This window comes from Streptomyces sp. NPDC002130, assembly GCF_040296465.1.
In the GTDB taxonomy this organism is placed as follows: domain Bacteria; phylum Actinomycetota; class Actinomycetes; order Streptomycetales; family Streptomycetaceae; genus Streptomyces.
The window spans coordinates 17,992-34,626 of the sequence record NZ_JBEOXI010000029.1; the positions used below are offsets into that span (position 1 = coordinate 17,992).

Here is a 16,635-nt window from a genome sequence, read left to right on the forward strand (position 1 = left end):
TCGCACGGCGGTCGCATTCGGACGCCTTGTGGGCATCAAGTGGTCGCAGGAGGCTGGTGTGCGGATCGGGGAGGTGTCTCGGAACGGCCGGTCGGATCCCGGACAGGCGGCCGGTGTGCGCGGACCGTCAGGTCCCGGCGGGGCGGGGAGCCGTCACAGTGCCGCCCTGATCGCTCCCTCGATCTCCGGGAAGGCGAACCGGAAGCCCGACTCCAGCAGACGCGTGGGCAGCACCCGGGCACTGCCGAGGACGTCCCCGGCCATCTCGCCCAGCACGGTCCGCAGGACGCTCGCGGGCACCGGGAACAGGGTCGGGCGGTGCAGCACACGCCCCATCGCCGCCGTGATCTCACGGTTCGTCACGGGGTTCGGCGCGGTGATGTTGAACGGCCCGGACAGGCCGTCGGTGTCGATCAGATGCCGGATCGCGGCGACCTCGTCGTGCAGCGCGACGAACGACCAGTACTGCCGCCCGTCGCCCATCCGCCCGCCGGCCCCCGCCCGGAACAGCGGGAACAGCCGCCCCCAGGCGCCGCCCTCGCGGGAGACGACCAGACCGGTCCGGGTGAACACCGTGCGGACACCGGCCTCCTGGGCGGGCGCGGTGGCTCCCTCCCACTCGACGCACAGCTCGGGCAGGAACCCCTCTCCCGCGGACGCGCTCTCGTCGACCGTGCGCTGTCCGGTCTCGCCGTAGTAGCCGATGGCGCTGCCGTTCACGAAGACCCGCGGCCGGTCCTTCGCGTCCAGCGACGCGACCGCCTCGGCGAGGGCCGCCGTGCCGTTCACCCGGCTGTCGCGGATCCGCCGTTTGTAGGCATCCGTCCAGCGCCGGTTGCCGACCCCGGCCCCGGCCAGGTTCACCACCGCGTGGCACCCGGCGAGCCCGGCCGCGTCCACCCGACCGCCCTCGGGGTCCCAGCGGACCTCCCCGTCCGAGCGGGGCGTGCCGCGTACCAGGCGGCGCACCTCGTGTCCGTCGGCGGTCAGGGACCGTACCAGGGCGCTGCCGATGAGCCCGGACGCACCCGCCACCGCGAATCTTGAATGTTCCATGAATCCATCCTGCCGGGTGGCCCCGTAAAACCCCTGCAAGGCCTCGACCCGCTCACCGTAGGGTGACGCCCATGCCCGAGCTCCCCGAACCGCGCATCCGCACCGCCCGCACCGAGGACGGCGACGAGCTGGCCCTGCTCGACCGGCTCGCCTGGTCGCCCCTGCACGCGGTGAAGCCCGAGCCGCAGCCGCCCTACGCTCCCTTCTTCAGCGAGCGGTACGCCCCCGAGGACTGCCTGGTCGCCGAGCTCGGTGACCGTCTCGCGGGCTATGTCCTCCTCGGTTTCCCCACTCCGCTCGACTCGAACCGGCACGTCCGCCAGATCCAGGGCCTCGCCGTCGCCGAGGAGGCGCGCGGCCGCGGGGTCGGGCGGGCACTGGTCCGGGCCGCCGTCGACGAGGCCCGCCGGCGCGGCGCCCGCCGCATCACCCTGCGCGTCCTCGGGCACAACACCCCGGCCCGGGCGCTCTACGCGGCCGAGGGGTTCGTGGTCGAGGGGATCATGCCCGAGGAGTTCCTGCTCGACGGGACCTACGTCGACGACGTGGTGATGGGGCGCTTCCTGTGAGCGGGGGCTACGACGCGGCCAGCTCTCCCGTGTCCACCGGCGCCGTCGCACCCGCTGCGCGCCGCGCGTCGGAGGCGACCTCGTCCGCCGTCAGGACGTAGCCCGTCTCGGCGTCCGAGGTGGAGCGGGCGAAGACCACGCCGAACACCCGGCCGTCCGTGGTGAGCAGCGGGCCGCCGGAGTTGCCCGGGCGGACCGTGGAGCGGATCGAGTAGATCTCCCGGGTGGCCGTCCCGTCGTTGTAGATGTTCTGGCCCGTGGCCCGCACCCGGTTCGCGACCGTCGCCGCCTGGAGGTTCAGATCGCCGTCCTGCGGATAGCCGGCGACGACCGCCGAGTCACCGCGCTCGGCGTCGTCATGGAACCGCAGCACGGGCGCCCTGAGGCCCGGCACGTACAGCACCGCCACGTCCTTCTGCGGGTCGAAGAGCACCACCCGCGCCTCGTACGTCCGCCCGACGCCGCCGATCTGCACGGTCGGCTCGTCGATGCCCGCCACCACATGGGCGTTGGTCATCACGCGCTCGCGCGCGTACACGAACCCGCTGCCCTCGCGCCCCTGGGTGCCCGCGACGCCCTCCACCTTCACCGTGCTCCGCTTGGCCGCGTCGGTGGCGGCCGCCGTGACGCTGTCGCCGGTCGGCTTGGCGACCTCGGCCGTCGACTCGTTCTCGAAGGGGTTGAAGACCTGCGGGAAGCCCGCCTGCGTCAGCGCGGACGTGGCCCCCGAGAACCAGGCCGGAGTGGTGTCCGGCATCGTCCGCTGCACGGCGCCGAGCAGCCGCGAGTCCCGGATCGCCGAGGTGACCAGCGGCGACGAGGACGCGCCCAGGACGCTCGCGGCCACCCACGCCACGATCAGCACGGCCACCGCGTTGGCCACCGCCCCGCCGATCCCGTCCGCAACCCGCAGAGGCCCCCGGTCCAGCTCCCGCCGCAGCCGCAGCGCCAGGCGCCCCGCCAGCTCGTGCCCCACCACCGCCGGGAGCAGCACCGTGAACACAGCCGTCAGCGTCGCCCGCGTCGTGCCCGCCTCCACCAGGTCCATGACCCACGGCAGGATCCACACGCCGACGACCGCACCGCCCACGAAGCCCGCCAGCGACACACAGCCGGCCACCAGCCCGCGCCGGTACCCGGACGCCGCGTAGGCCAGGACGACCAGCAACAGCAGGATGTCGAGCAGGTCCACGCACGCCGCCTTTCTCTCGGAACCCCTTAATACGCGGGGGGAGGGCCCGGTGATCAGTCACACGCGCACGGGTGATCGGAATCGGTCGCGGGCGTGCACAGGGAAAAACGACGCGGACCGTGACGATGGTTCCACCGGGTGGCACATCACACATCGCGGACGGACCGCATCAGGCCGACAGTGGGACCATGCGTGTCTTCCGAAGGCGGCGGGGCGCACGCAGGCGCTCCGCCGACGGGACACCCGGCACAGCCGGCCTGCCGCGCGCGGTCCGTGTGCTGTTCGGCTGCCTGCCGGGCGCCGCCGCCGTCGTCGCGCTGCTCCTGTGCGCCCACGGCGTGGAGAACGCCGCCGACACCGGCTCCCGCGCCGCCCCGCCCCGCTCCCCGGCCACGTCCTACACCGCCCCGCGCCCGCCCATCGAGCCCCGGGCGCACTGGCTGGGCGACGCCGCCCGCGCGCAGCCACGCCCGCGCTATGACGACCGGGTCGCCGCCGTCTTCGTCCACCACACCGACTCGCCCAACGGCTACGACTGCTCCGACGCGCCCCGCATCATCCGGGACCTCTACACCGGCCAGACCGGCACCCGCGACTGGGACGACATCGGCTACAACTTCGTCGTCGACCGCTGCGGCACCATCTACGAGGGCCGCGCCGGGGGCGTGGAGCGCGCCGTCACCGGCGCCCACACCCAGGGCTTCAACCACCGCACCACGGGCATCGCCGCCCTCGGCACCTTCACCGAGGGCATGCCCGTGCCGCAGCCCATGATCCGCGCGATCGCCGCGCTGTCCGCCTGGAAACTGGGCCTGAGCGGCACCGACCCGCGCTCGGACGTCCGCCTGGTCTCCAGCAACGGCCTGAGCCGGTACGCGGCCGGCACCACAGCCCGGCTGCCCGCCCTCGCGGGCCACAACGACGGCTACATGACCAGCTGCCCGGGCGCCGCCCTGCACGCCCGCCTGCCCGAGATCAGACAGCTCGCGGCCCGTCTCCAGGGACGGCCGGACGGTCCACAGCGAGGCCACAGCGAACGCGCAGCGTCCTGAGATCCCGGCCCCCTACGGTCGTGCCCACAGAGATCCGACCGAAGGTGGGACCATGAACAACGGTCGTACGAAGGCCCCGGGGAACACGGACGTGCGGACGGGGAGCACGTGCGGCCCCTGGGCGGTGCTCTGCGCGGTCGTGACCGTCGTCCTGGGCCCGGCCGCGGTCACCGCGTCCGCCCTCGACCAGGCCAACGCCGCCCCCCTGCACCACGCGGTGCGGGCCGAGGGGACCCACGCGTACATCGCGTCCGACACAGGCCGCCGCCGGGCCGCCTGATCAGCCCCTGAAGCGCTGCCACAGGCGCGGGTAGCGCTCGGCGAGCAGCCCCTCGTTCTCGAAGTCGAGCGGCGTGCCCTCCGGCTCCGGGGGCGCCGGCGCGATCTCCAGATCGGGGGCGACCACCCCGGTGAGCTGCTCGTAGGCCTCGTCCGCCGCGTAGCCGAGCTCCTCCCCGTCGCCGTCGATCTCCTCGTCGAAGTCGTCCAGCAGCTCGGCGAGCGCGTCCGGGTCGTGCACGGCGCCCTCGAACACCTCGCGCCCCTGGCCGATCAGCCAGCACCGGAAGAAGTCGAAGGCGTCGTCGCTCGCCCCGTCGAGCAGCACCCAGGCGGCGCCCCACAGGTCCCAGCGGTAGGCGCGGTTGTAGCGGGACTCGAAGTGCCGGGCGAAGTCCAGGACCGAGTCCGGATCCAGCTGGGCGAGCCGGTCCACGAGCAGGTCGGCCTGCTCCTCCGGGTCGCCCTCGGCGGCCTCCCGGGCGTCGTCCACCAGCTCCCAGAACTCCGTCTCGTCCATCACGGGTCAAGCATCGGCCCTGGGACACAGGGGCGCACCCGGAGTGGGCGGGATCGTTATGCGCCGTCCTCGGGCCGGTAGAGCCGGGCCAGCCGGGCCGCGTCCCCGGCGAACCGCGCGCGCAGGCTCTCCGGCGCCAGCACCTCCGCCTCAGGGCCCAGCGCCGCCAGCTGGGTGTGGGCGACCTCCTCGGACTCCACCGGCAGGGCCACCGTCACCCAGCCGTCCGCGTCCGGGGCGTCCGCGTCCGCCAGGGCCTCCCGGGCGGACACCGAGTCGAGGGCGTACGGCAGTGCGCGCACCCCGTCGGGGGACAGCCGCACCACGACCCGCGCCCGCAGGATGGACCGCGCGAACTGCTCCGCCCGCTCCTCCCAGAACGCGGGCAGGTCGAAGTCCGGCTCCCGCTCGAAGCGCTCACCGTCCGTGTCCACCGCCGTGAACCGGTCGATCCGGTAGACCCGGAACGACTCGGGCCCGGCCACCCGGGCGCACAGGTACCAGACGCCCGCCTTCAGTACGAGCCCGTACGGCTCCAGCTCCCGGACGACCTCGTCCTCCCCGCGCCGGTAGCGGGCGCTGATGCGGCGGTCGTCCCACACCGCGTCGGCGACGGCCGGGAGCAGGGCCGGCGTCTTCGGCTCCTTGAACCAGTTCGGCGCGTCCAGGTGGAACCGCTGCGCCGCCGACCGGGAGGCGTCCCGCAGCGAGGGCAGCAGCGCCGCCGACACCTTCAGCCGGGCCGCCGAGGCGGCGTCTTCCAGGCCCATCTCGCGCAGCGCCCCCGGCACCCCGGACAGGAACAGCGCCTCGGCCTCGCCGCGGTGCAGCCCGGTCAGCCGCGTCCGGTACCCGCCGACCAGCCGGTAGCCACCGGCCCGGCCCCGGTCCGCGTACACCGGCACGCCCGCCTCCGACAGCGCCTGCGCGTCGCGGGTGACCGTCCGCTCCGACACCTCCAGCTCTCGGGCGAGCTCGGCGGCCGTCATGGAGGGCCGGGACTGGAGCAGCAGCACCATCTTGATCAGCCGGGCAGCACGCATAGGGCCATCATGGTGCGTGTTCGGGTGCGGGTGTGTGGGGGGCCTGTCGCGCCCACGCGGCGGAGCCGCAATTCGATACAGCCCCGCGCCCCCGAGAATGGGCGGGCCCGAGCAGGCCTGCTTCAGGGGCGCGGGGAACTGCGCGACAAGCCCCCACCGGCCCGCAGTCGACGAACGACCGGGACCGATGAGGGCCGCAGACCCCTACAGACCGTACTGCTCGCGCGCTTCCTTCACGGCCGCCGCCTTCACCTCGCCGCGCTTGGCGAGCTGGGCCAGGGCCGCGACGACGATCGACTCGGCGGCGACACCGAAGTGGCGGCGGGCCGCCTCACGGGTGTCGGAGAGGCCGAAGCCGTCGGCGCCCAGCGAGGACCAGTCCTGCTCGACCCACTGCGCGATCTGGTCCGGGACCTGGCGCATGTAGTCGGAGACCGCCAGCACCGGGCCCTCGGCGCCCTGGAGCGCCTGCCGGACGAACGGCACCCGCTCCTCGCCGCGCAGCAGCGCCTCGTCCGCCTCCAGGGCGTCCCGGCGCAGCTCGCTCCAGGACGTCGCCGACCACACGTCGGCCGCCACGCCCCACTCCTCGGCGAGCAACTGCTGCGCCTTGAGCGCCCAGTGGATCGCCGTACCGGAGCCGAGCAGCTGGATGCGCGGGGCGTTCGCGGGGGGCGTGATGCCCGCCGACTCCGCCGTGTTGAAGCGGTACAGGCCCTTGACGATGCCCTCGTCGATGCCGTCGACGGACGGCTTCGCGGGCTGCGGCAGCGGCTCGTTGTAGACCGTCAGGTAGTAGAAGACGTTCTGGTCCTCACCCGGGGCGGCCTCGCCGTACATCCGGCGCAGACCGTCCTTGACGATCGTCGCGACCTCGTAGGCGAACGCCGGGTCGTACGACAGCGCCGCCGGGTTGGTCGCCGCGATCACGGGGGAGTGGCCGTCGGCGTGCTGCAGGCCCTCGCCCGTCAGGGTCGTACGGCCGGCCGTGGCGCCGACGAGGAAGCCGCGGCCGAGCTGGTCGCCGAGCTGCCACATCTGGTCGGCCGTGCGCTGCCAGCCGAACATCGAGTAGAAGATGTAGAACGGGATCATCGTCTCGCCGTGCGTCGCGTACGACGTCGAAGCGGCGATGAAGTCGGCCATCGAACCGGCCTCGGTGATCCCCTCGTTGAGGATCTGGCCGTTCTTGGCCTCCTTGTAGTACATCAGCTGGTCGCGGTCGACCGGCTCGTACGTCTGGCCCTTCGGCGAGTAGATGCCGAGCGACGGGAACAGCGACTCCATACCGAAGGTGCGCGCCTCGTCCGGGACGATCGGCACCCAGCGCTTGCCGGTCTCCTTGTCGCGGACGAGGTCCTTCACCAGGCGGACGAACGCCATGGTGGTGGCCACGTTCTGCGAACCCGAGCCCTTGTCGAAGGACGCGAACGCCTTGTCCGCCGGGGCGGGCAGCGGCGCGACCGGGTGCACGCGGCGGGCCGGGGCCGGACCGCCGAGGGCGGCACGCCGCTCCTGGAGGTAGCGGACCTCGGGGGAGTCGGCGCCCGGGTGGCCGTAGGGGACCACGCCGTCGACGAAGTCGCTGTCCTTGATGGGCAGCTCCAGCAGGTCGCGCATGTTCTTGAACTCGTCCACCGTCAGCTTCTTCATCTGGTGGTTGGCGTTCTTCGACGCGAAGCCCTCGCCGAGGGTGTGGCCCTTGACCGTCTGGGCCAGGATCACGGTCGGCGCGCCCTTGTGCTCGACGGCCGCCTTGTACGCGGCGAACACCTTGCGGGACTCGTGACCACCGCGCGAGAGGTGGAAACACTCGAGGATCTTGTCGTCGCTCAGCAACTTCGCCATCTCCACGAGCGCCGGGTCGCCGCCGAAGAAGTCCTGGCGGATGTAGGCCGCGTCACGGGTCTGGTACGTCTGGATCTGCGCGTCGGGTACCTGGCGCAGGCGGCGTACGAGCGCGCCGGTGGTGTCGAGCTGGAACAGCTCGTCCCAGGCCGTGCCCCACAGCGTCTTGACGACGTTCCAGCCGGCGCCGCGGAACTGGGCCTCCAGCTCCTGCACGATCTTGAAGTTGGCGCGCACCGGGCCGTCGAGGCGCTGCAGGTTGCAGTTGATGACGAACGTGAGGTTGTCGAGCTCCTCACGGGCCGCCAGCGCCAGGGCCGCCGTCGACTCGGGCTCGTCCATCTCGCCGTCGCCGAGGAACGCCCACACGTGCGAGGCGGAGGTGTCCTTGATGTTGCGGTTCGTCAGGTAGCGGTTGAAGCGCGCCTGGTAGATGGCCGACAGCGGGCCGAGGCCCATGGAGACCGTCGGGAACTCCCACAGCCAGGGCAGGCGGCGCGGGTGCGGGTAGGAGGGCAGGCCGTTGCCGCCCGCCTCGCGGCGGAAGTTGTCGAGCTGCTCCTCGTCCAGACGGCCGTCGAGGAACGCGCGGGCGTAGATGCCGGGGGAGGCGTGGCCCTGGATGTAGAGCTGGTCGCCGGAGCCGTCGGCCTCTTTGCCCTTGAAGAAGTGGTTGAAGCCGGTCTCGTACAGCCAGGCGGCGGAGGCGAAGGTGGCGATGTGGCCGCCCACGCCGTATTTGCTGCCGCGGGTGACCATCGCGGCCGCGTTCCAGCGGTTCCACGCGGTGATCCGCTGCTCCAGCGCCTCGTCACCGGGCACGGCCGGCTCGGCGGAGGTCGGGATGGAGTTGACGTAGTCGGTCTCGAGGAGCTTCGGCAGCGCGATGCCGGCGCCCTCGGCGCGCTCCAGCGTGCGGCGCATCAGGTATGCGGCACGGTGCGGCCCGGCAGCCTTGGTGACCGCGTCCAGGGAGGCCTGCCATTCGGCGGTCTCCTCGGGGTCCCGGTCGTGGAGCTGGTCGAGCTCGCTCGGCTGGATGGCGTTGGGGTCGGTCATGTCGCCGCCTTCCTCAGTCGAAGGGGGTTCCCTCACATGCGGGATCGGGGGTGCCCTTTGTCTTTGGCAGGACAGGGCGGAGGGCTTGGGTGGCAAGCCCGTCGGCGACTGTAACTCGCTGATCGATGATCGATCAAAGGGTTGAGGGGCAAAACCTCTTGATCACGAGAAAGTAGGCACGGGGTGCCTCCGGCAGTGGCACGCGGTGACTGGTTTTCGAATGGTTTTCGCAGGTCGGAGGCTTTTGAGCGGGGATGTGCTCGAGTGTCACGCCCGGGGCGCGCAGCCCAGGACGTGCGCCTTCACGAGTTCGGCGATCCGGGGGTCGCGGCGCTTGAACGCGGCGACGAGCTCCTCGTGCTCCTCGGCGTACGACTGCTGCTGCGTGCCCAGCCAGCGGATGGACAGGGCCGTGAACACCTCGATGCCGAGGCCTTCCCAGGTGTGCAGCAGCACCGAGTTGCCGGCGGCGCGGACCAGTTCGCGGTGGAAGGCGACGGTGTGGCGGACCTGGGCGGTGCCGTCGGCGACGCGGTCGGCCTCGTACAGGGCGGTGACGTGGGGTTCCAGAGCCGTGCAGTCCTCCGCGAGGCCCTGGGCGGCCAGCTCGGCGGCGATGGCCTCCAGTCCGGCCCGGACCGGGTAGCTCTCCTCCAGGTCGGCGGCCGTGAGGTTGCGGACGCGCACGCCCTTGTTCGGAGCGGACTCGATCAGACGCAGGGACTCAAGCTCGCGCAGCGCCTCGCGGACCGGGGTCTGGCTGACCTCCAGCTCGGTGGCGATCCGGCGCTCGACGATCCGCTCGCCCGGCTGCCAGCGTCCGCTGATGATCCCCTCCAGGATGTGCTCGCGGATCTGCTCGCGGAGCGAGTGGATGACGGGCGCGGTCATGAGGGCTCCTCGGTCGGGATTGACGTTTAGACAATACGGCCGGTTCGCGCCGCGGGTGGGGCGGGTGGGGGTGTCTTGGTGCAGGTGAGACGAGACTTACACGGGGGAGTGGGGTTGTCGTTCGGCTGACGGTTGTGGGGGGTTGCCCGCGCAGTTCCCCGCGCCCCTGAAAAACGGGCGGTGCCCCTGCCCGGAGAATTCCGGACAGGGGCACCGTGCAACCGTGAAAGAGGGTCAGAGGCCGAGCTCGACCTCGAACTCGCCCGCCTCCAGGATGGCCTTGACCGCCGTCAGGTAACGGGCGGCGTCGGCGCCGTCCACCAGGCGGTGGTCGTAGGACAGGGTCAGGTACGTCATGTCGCGGACGCCGATGACCGTGCCCTCCTCCGTCTCGATGACGGCGGGGCGCTTGACCGTCGCGCCGATGCCGAGGATCGCGACCTGGCCCGGCGGCACGATGATCGTGTCGAAGAGCGCGCCGCGCGACCCGGTGTTGGAGATGGTGAAGGTCGCGCCGGACAGCTCGTCCGGGGTGATCTTGTTGGCGCGGACCTTGCCCGCCAGGTCGGCCGTGGCCTTGGCGATACCGGCGAGGTTGAGGTCACCGGCGTTCTTGATGACCGGGGTCATCAAGCCCTTCTCGGAGTCCACCGCGATACCGATGTTCTCGGTGTCGAAGTAGGTGATGGTCCCCTCGGTCTCGTTGATCTTGGCGTTGATCGGCGCGTGCGCCTTCAGCGCCTGGGCCGCGGCCTTGACGAAGAACGGCATCGGGGAGAGCTTGACGCCCTCGCGAGCCGCGAACGCGTCCTTGGCACGGCCGCGCAGCTTCATCAGGCGCGTGACGTCGACCTCGACCACCGAGGACAGCTGGGCCTGCTCGTGCAGGGCCTTGACCATGTTGTCGCCGATGACCTTGCGGATGCGAGGCATCTTGACGGTCTGGCCACGGAGGGGGGAGGCCTCCAGCGACGGCGCCTTCTTGGCGGCGGGGGCAGCCGGGGCGGCGGCCGGAGCCGGAGCGGTGGCGGCCTTCGCGGCCTCGGCGGCGGCGACGACGTCCTGCTTGCGGATACGACCGCCGACGCCGGTGCCCTTGACGGTGGCCAGGTCGACGCCCTGCTCGGCGGCGAGCTTGCGTACCAGCGGGGTGACGTAGGCGCCGTCGTCGGCCGGCTTGGCGGCGGCCGGAGCGGCCGGGGCCTGGGCCGGAACCGGGGCGGGCGCGGGAGCGGCCGGGGCCGGCTCGGGAGCCGGGGTGGTCTGCTGCTGCGGGGCCGGAGCCGACGGAGCCTGCGGGGCCGGAGCCGGGGCCTGCTGGGCCGGGGCGGCCTGCTGCGGCGCCGGGGCCTGGGCGGGCTCGGGCTGCGCCGGGGCGGCCGGGGCCTCCTGCGCGGGGGCGGCGGCCGGAGCGGCACCCGCCTCGCCGATGACGGCGAGCTTGGCGCCGACCTCGGCGGTCTCGTCCTCGCCGACCACGATCTCCAGCAGCGTGCCCGAGGTGGGCGCAGGGATCTCGGTGTCGACCTTGTCGGTGGAGACCTCGAGCAGCGGCTCGTCGGCCTCGACGCTGTCACCGACCGACTTCAGCCAGCGGGTGACCGTGCCCTCGGTGACGGACTCGCCGAGCGCGGGCAGGACGACGTCCGTGCCCTCGGCGGAGCCGCCGCCGGTGGCGGCGTCGGCGGTGGGAGCGGGCGCCGGGGCGGCCTGCTCGGTGGACGGGGCGGCCGGGGCCGGCTCGGGAGCGGGCTCGGCGACCTGCTCGGCCTGCGGGGCCTCGGCGGCGGCGGGCGCGCCGCTGCCGTCGTCGATCAGGGCCAGCTCGGCGCCGACCTCGACCGTCTCGTCCTCGGCGACCTTGATGGAGGCCAGGACACCGGCGGCGGGCGAAGGAATCTCGGTGTCGACCTTGTCGGTCGACACCTCGAGCAGCGGCTCGTCGGCCTCGACGCGCTCGCCCTCGGCCTTCAGCCAGCGGGTGACAGTGCCCTCGGTGACGCTCTCACCGAGCGCCGGAAGGGTTACGGAAACCGCCATGGTTTCGGTTGCTCCTTACGGAAAGTGCGGAAGTCTGTGTCGTCGCGTTCGTCGACCGAGGGGTCAGTCGTGCGCGTGGAGGGGCTTGCCTGCGAGGGCCAGGTGGGCCTCGCCGAGCGCCTCGCTCTGGGTCGGGTGGGCGTGGATGAGCTGCGCGACCTCGGCGGGCAGCGCCTCCCAGTTGTAGATCAGCTGGGCTTCGCCGACCTGCTCGCCCATGCGGTCGCCGACCATGTGGACGCCGACGACGGCACCGTCCTTGACCTGGACGAGCTTGATCTCGCCCGCGGTGTTCAGGATCTTGCTCCTGCCGTTGCCCGCGAGGTTGTACTTCAGAGCGACGACCTTGTCCGCACCGTAGATCTCCTTGGCCTTGGCCTCGGTGATACCGACGGAGGCGACCTCGGGGTGGCAGTACGTCACCCGCGGGACACCGTCGTAGTCGATCGGAACGGTCTTCAGACCGGCCAGGCGCTCCGCCACCAGGATGCCTTCGGCGAAGCCGACATGCGCGAGCTGGAGGGTCGGGACGAGGTCACCGACGGCGGAGATGGTCGGCACGTTCGTGCGCATGTACTCGTCGACCAGGACGTAGCCGCGGTCCATGGCGACGCCCTGCTCCTCGTAGCCCAGGCCCTGGGAGACCGGGCCGCGGCCGATGGCCACCAGCAGGACCTCGGCCTCGAACTCCTTGCCGTCGGCGAGGGTCACCTTGACGCCGTCCTGGGTGTACTCGGCCTTCTGGAAGAAGGTGCCCAGGTTGAACTTGATGCCGCGCTTGCGGAACGCGCGCTCCAGGAGCTTGGAGGAGTTCTCGTCCTCGACCGGGACGAGGTGCTTCAGGCCCTCGACGATCGTGACCTCGGTGCCGAAGGACTTCCAGGCGGAGGCGAACTCGACGCCGATGACGCCGCCGCCCAGGATGATCGCGGACTTCGGCACGCGGTCCAGGACGAGGGCGTGGTCGGAGGAGATGATCCGGTTGCCGTCGATGTCCAGGCCGGGCAGCGACTTCGGCACGGAGCCGGTCGCGAGCAGGATGTGGCGGCCCTCGACGCGGCGGCCGTTCACGTCGACGGAGGTGGGGGAGGACAGGCGGCCCTCACCCTCGATGTACGTCACCTTCCGGGAGGCGACGAGCCCCTGCAGGCCCTTGTACAGGCCCGCGATCACGCCGTCCTTGTACTTGTGGACCCCGGCGATGTCGATGCCCTCGAAGGAGGCCTTCACACCGAACTGCTCGCTCTCGCGGGCCTGGTCGGCGATCTCGCCCGCGTGCAGCAGGGCCTTGGTGGGGATGCATCCCCGGTGCAGGCAGGTGCCGCCGACCTTGTCCTTCTCGATCAGGGCGACGTCCAGGCCCAGCTGCGCCCCGCGCAGGGCCGCGGCGTAACCACCGCTGCCACCGCCGAGGATCACTAGGTCGAAAACGGTGCTGGCGTCGTTCGCCACGTCACGTCCTCCATGCATGTGCGCCGTGAGCCGGTCTTCGATGACCGGCAGGCGGCTGGTGTCCGGCCGCTCGTTCTTCGGCCCTTCGGTGGGGCCCTGTCCTGCCGAGCCCCATCTTCGCACTTGTCGGCACACAAGGAGACGCCGGGCTGCGGTGTGAGACGCCCCACGTTCAGATGAGCCACGTCCCGAAGGGGCGCGTGCCCCCTGAGGGGCGCGGGGAACTGCGCGAACAGCCCCCACGCCCCCGCACCCGCCACACAACAGGCGAGACCGAGCTAGGAGGCGAACTCAGCCAAGGTCACCCGAAGCCGTCAGCTCGGCCAGCCGAACCAGCGTCCGCACGGCCGTCCCCGTGCCGCCCTTCGGCGTGTACCCGAAGGGCCCGCCCTCGTTGAAGGCCGGGCCGGCGATGTCCAGGTGCGCCCAGGTGATGCCCTCGCCCACGAACTCGCGCAGGAACAGACCGGCGACCAGGCCGCCGCCCATCCGCTCGCCCATGTTCGCGATGTCGGCCGTGGGCGAGTCCATGCCCTTGCGCAGGTGCTCCGGCAGCGGCATCGGCCACGCCGGCTCCCCGACCTCCTCGGCGGCCTCGCACAGCGCGGCGCGGAACGCGTCGTCGTTGCCCATGATCCCGAACGTCCGGTTGCCCAGTGCCAGCACCATCGCCCCGGTCAGCGTCGCCACGTCCACGATCGCGTCCGGCTTCTCCTGCGACGCCGCCCACAGGGCGTCCGCGAGCACCAGCCGGCCCTCGGCGTCGGTGTTGAGCACCTCCACCGTCTTGCCGCTGTACATCCGCAGCACGTCACCCGGACGGGTCGCGGACCCGGAGGGCATGTTCTCGGCCAGGGCGAGCCAGCCGGTGACGTTGACCTCCAGGCCGAGACGCGCAGCGGCGACGACCGCGGCGAACACCGAGGCCGCACCGCTCATGTCGCACTTCATCGTCTCGTTGTGACCGGCCGGCTTCAGCGAGATGCCGCCCGAGTCGTACGTGATGCCCTTGCCGACGAGGGCGAGGTGCTTCCTGGCCTTCGAGGAGGTGTACGACAGCTTGACCAGACGCGGGCCCGCCGCCGAGCCGGCGCCGACGCCGAGGATGCCGCCGTAGCCGCCCTTGACCAGAGCCCTCTCGTCGAGCACCTGCACCTTGATGCCGTGCTCCTTGGCCGCGGCCTGCGCGATCGCGGCGAACGACTCGGGGTTCAGGTCGTTCGGCGGGGTGTTGACCAGGTCGCGGGCGCGGTTGAGCTCCTCGGACACGGCCACGGCCCGCTCGACGGCGGCCTTGTACGCCTTGTCGCGGGGCTTGCCCCCGAGCAGGGCGACCTCGGCGAGGGGAGCCTTGCCGTTCTTCGCCTTGGGGTCCTTGCCGTTGTCCTTGTAGGCGTCGAAGGAGTACGCGCCGAGCAGCGCGCCCTCCCCGATCGCGCCCGCGTCGGCGGCGTCGCTGAGCGGCAGTGCGAAGGCGGCCTTCTTGGACCCGGCCAGGGCGCGGGCGGCGACACCGGCGGCCTTGCGCAGGGCCTCGGTGTCGTAGTCGGCGTCCTTCTCCGGGACCGCGCCCAGGCCGACCGCCAGGACGAGCGGTGCCTTGAAGCCGGACGGCGCCGGCACCTTCGTCACCTCGCCCTCGCCGCCGGAGGCGCCGAGAGTCTCCAGAACGCCGGCGAGCCTGCCGTCGTACGCCTTGTCCACGGCCTCGGCGCCCGGTGCGACGACCGGCCCCTTGGCACCCTTGGCGACACCGATCACGATCGCGTCGGCCCGCAGACCGGGCGCCGCGGCGGTGCTGAGAGTGAGAGCAGTCACGGTGGTGAAATCTCGCTTCCGATGTGAAGTTTCTGGGGTCGAACGGTGTGGGTCGACCGGGCCCGACAGCCGACCCTATGTCGACCTTCTAGGGCTGGTCTCACGGGGCCTTCCCCGGTGCGGCGAACACTCGACGACGAGACTACGCGCGTGGCCTCGTTCGCTCATTCCTGCGGGCGTTCACCCGTCGGTGGCGTAGTGGCCATTTCCTGATCCCTCACACCGGTGAACCGGGTCACACTGCCCGGTGCCGCCCCGGCCGGGGCCGTCTTCGCCGCAGGGCGGTCCCGTCACGTGGCCGCGGCCACCGTCCTGCCGATGATGGGTCGCGAACGGCTCCTGCTGTCCGCCCCCGCACCGGCACCGCGACTGGTACGGCACCGGCGGCGGCACACTGCCGTACGCCCTGCGCCCCTCCCAGACACCACGGAGATTCGCCCCGTGAGACGCCCGTCCCTGCTCGCCGCCCTGCTCGTCCTGCTGCTCGCGGGATGTTCCAGGGCCCCCGACGACAAGCCCGGCCCCCGCTGGCAGCCCCGCCCCGGCACCGCCTGGCAGTGGCAGCTCAGCGGGCGCCTGGACACCTCCGTCGACGTGCCGGTCTACGACATCGACGGCTTCGACCACTCCGGGGACACCGTCGCCCGGCTGCACGACGAGGACCGCAAGGTCATCTGCTACCTCTCCACGGGCGCCTGGGAGGAGTTCCGCCCGGACGCCGGTGACTTCCCCGAGCGGGTCCTCGGCCGCGGCAACGGCTGGAAGGGCGAGCGCTGGCTCGACATCCGCCGCACCGACGTCCTGGAGCCGCTCATGGCGGCCCGGATCGACATGTGCCGCGACAAGGGCTTCGACGCGGTGGAACCCGACAACATGGACGGCTACCGCAACGACACGGGCTTCCCGCTCACGGCCACCGACCAGCTGCGCTACAACCGCCTCATCGCCCGGCTCGCCCACGACCGGGGCCTGGCCGTCGGCCTCAAGAACGACCTGGACCAGATCCCGGAACTGGTCGGCGACTTCGACTTCGCGGTCAACGAACAGTGCGCCCAGTACCGCGAGTGCACGGCCCTCAAGCCGTTCGTGGCGGCCGGCAAGGCCGTCTTCCACGTCGAGTACGAGGTTCCCACCCGCCGCTTCTGCGCCGACTCGCGCCGCCTGAAGCTCAGTTCGCTGCTCAAGAAGTACGAACTGGGGGCATGGCGACGGGACTGCTGAGCCCGATCCCGGTGACGGAGGTGCCCGCGAACCGGTCGGCGAGGGAGCGGCGGGCGGGGGAGAGGACCGGCAGCGCGTTCAGCAGGAACAGCACCACCGCGACGGCCCACACCAGCACCGACAGCACGACCTGGCCCTCGACCAGCAGCACGCAGGCCACGGCGTACACGGCGACGTCCGCGGCGGTGGTGACCGCGGCCCGGCGCGCCGCCCTGACCCTGCGCGGGGAGTTTGTCGTGACCTTCAGTCCCACCAGGGCCTTGCCGACCGTGCGCCCGGCCAGGGACAGGCACGCCCACTGGTTGAGGAACACCGTCAGCACCAGCAGCCCGAAGGCCTGCCCGACGTACAGCACCGACTTGTTCCACAGCGAGAGCCCGAGGTCCTGCGAGGCGTCGAGCACGTCACCGCGCGAGGTCAGCAGGTCGAAACCGCCGCGGGTGGCCAGCTCGGGCACGTCGGTGACGAGCGCGGAGACCCGGTGGAAGGTGAGCACGGCGAGCGCCGAGGCCAGCGCCACCACCAGTGCGAAATCGACGAGCCAGGCCAGGGCGCGGCGCAGCTTCGGCATGACGTCCCCCGATCACTTGTGTGT

The 16,635-nt window shown here is 72.0% G+C and carries 14 protein-coding genes; 4 read left to right on the top strand and 10 right to left on the bottom strand.

Features of this window, described 5'->3' with window-relative positions:
- Positions 1-153: 153 nt before the first annotated feature.
- Positions 154-1,056: a TIGR01777 family oxidoreductase gene (locus ABT116_RS08005; protein WP_351629469.1), complete on the bottom strand. Its 903-nt coding sequence runs from the start codon at positions 1,054-1,056 to the stop codon at positions 154-156.
- Positions 1,057-1,127: 71 nt separating this feature from the next.
- Between ABT116_RS08005 and ABT116_RS08010 the strand changes: the two genes are divergently transcribed.
- Positions 1,128-1,625, top strand: coding sequence for a GNAT family N-acetyltransferase (locus ABT116_RS08010; RefSeq protein WP_351629471.1), 498 nt, complete (start codon positions 1,128-1,130; stop codon positions 1,623-1,625).
- 7 nt (positions 1,626-1,632) lie between these two features.
- Here the strand turns inward: ABT116_RS08010 and ABT116_RS08015 are convergent, their stop codons facing one another.
- Positions 1,633-2,817: a MarP family serine protease gene (locus ABT116_RS08015; protein WP_351629473.1), complete on the bottom strand. Its 1,185-nt coding sequence runs from the start codon at positions 2,815-2,817 to the stop codon at positions 1,633-1,635.
- A gap of 188 nt (positions 2,818-3,005) precedes the next feature.
- Here ABT116_RS08015 and ABT116_RS08020 point away from each other — a divergent pair, with 188 nt between their 5' ends.
- Both ABT116_RS08020 and ABT116_RS08025 read left to right on the top strand, forming a co-directional pair.
- A complete protein-coding gene (locus ABT116_RS08020) occupies positions 3,006-3,869 on the top strand; it encodes a peptidoglycan recognition protein family protein (protein ID WP_502983839.1) in 864 nt (287 codons plus the stop codon).
- A gap of 52 nt (positions 3,870-3,921) precedes the next feature.
- Entirely contained in the window at positions 3,922-4,149 is a 228-nt protein-coding gene (locus ABT116_RS08025) for a hypothetical protein (RefSeq protein ID WP_351629476.1), read from the top strand.
- Here the strand turns inward: ABT116_RS08025 and ABT116_RS08030 are convergent, their stop codons facing one another.
- From ABT116_RS08030 to ABT116_RS08060, 7 genes are all read right to left on the bottom strand, one after another.
- Positions 4,150-4,668 (bottom strand): DUF4240 domain-containing protein, encoded by a 519-nt coding sequence (locus ABT116_RS08030; RefSeq protein WP_351629531.1) that lies wholly within the window; start codon positions 4,666-4,668, stop codon positions 4,150-4,152.
- A 56-nt stretch (positions 4,669-4,724) separates the two neighbouring features.
- Positions 4,725-5,711 (bottom strand): helix-turn-helix transcriptional regulator, encoded by a 987-nt coding sequence (locus ABT116_RS08035; protein ID WP_351629479.1) that lies wholly within the window; start codon positions 5,709-5,711, stop codon positions 4,725-4,727.
- Between the two features lie 204 nt (positions 5,712-5,915).
- Positions 5,916-8,618 (bottom strand): pyruvate dehydrogenase (acetyl-transferring), homodimeric type, encoded by a 2,703-nt coding sequence (aceE, locus tag ABT116_RS08040; protein ID WP_351629480.1) that lies wholly within the window; start codon positions 8,616-8,618, stop codon positions 5,916-5,918.
- Between the two features lie 267 nt (positions 8,619-8,885).
- Complete coding sequence (locus tag ABT116_RS08045) at positions 8,886-9,509, bottom strand: GntR family transcriptional regulator (RefSeq protein ID WP_351629483.1); 624 nt, start codon at positions 9,507-9,509, stop codon at positions 8,886-8,888.
- Between the two features lie 234 nt (positions 9,510-9,743).
- Positions 9,744-11,549 (bottom strand): 2-oxoglutarate dehydrogenase, E2 component, dihydrolipoamide succinyltransferase, encoded by a 1,806-nt coding sequence (sucB, locus tag ABT116_RS08050; RefSeq protein ID WP_351629489.1) that lies wholly within the window; start codon positions 11,547-11,549, stop codon positions 9,744-9,746.
- Between the two features lie 63 nt (positions 11,550-11,612).
- Positions 11,613-13,001 (bottom strand): dihydrolipoyl dehydrogenase, encoded by a 1,389-nt coding sequence (lpdA, locus tag ABT116_RS08055; protein ID WP_033312603.1) that lies wholly within the window; start codon positions 12,999-13,001, stop codon positions 11,613-11,615.
- 291 nt (positions 13,002-13,292) lie between these two features.
- Positions 13,293-14,819, bottom strand: coding sequence for a leucyl aminopeptidase (locus ABT116_RS08060; RefSeq protein WP_351629493.1), 1,527 nt, complete (start codon positions 14,817-14,819; stop codon positions 13,293-13,295).
- 441 nt (positions 14,820-15,260) lie between these two features.
- On the opposite strand from ABT116_RS08060, the gene ABT116_RS08065 reads away from it, so the two are divergent.
- On the top strand, positions 15,261-16,040 hold the full coding sequence (locus ABT116_RS08065; RefSeq protein ID WP_351629496.1) for an endo alpha-1,4 polygalactosaminidase: 780 nt from the start codon (positions 15,261-15,263) through the stop codon (positions 16,038-16,040).
- On the opposite strand, the gene ABT116_RS08070 is transcribed toward ABT116_RS08065, so the two are convergent.
- Positions 16,000-16,611 carry an RDD family protein gene (locus ABT116_RS08070; RefSeq protein ID WP_351629499.1) on the bottom strand — a complete coding sequence of 204 codons (612 nt, stop codon included), beginning with the start codon at positions 16,609-16,611 and terminating at the stop codon, positions 16,000-16,002. The genes ABT116_RS08065 and ABT116_RS08070 overlap by 41 nt on opposite strands.
- Positions 16,612-16,635: the final 24 nt, after the last annotated feature.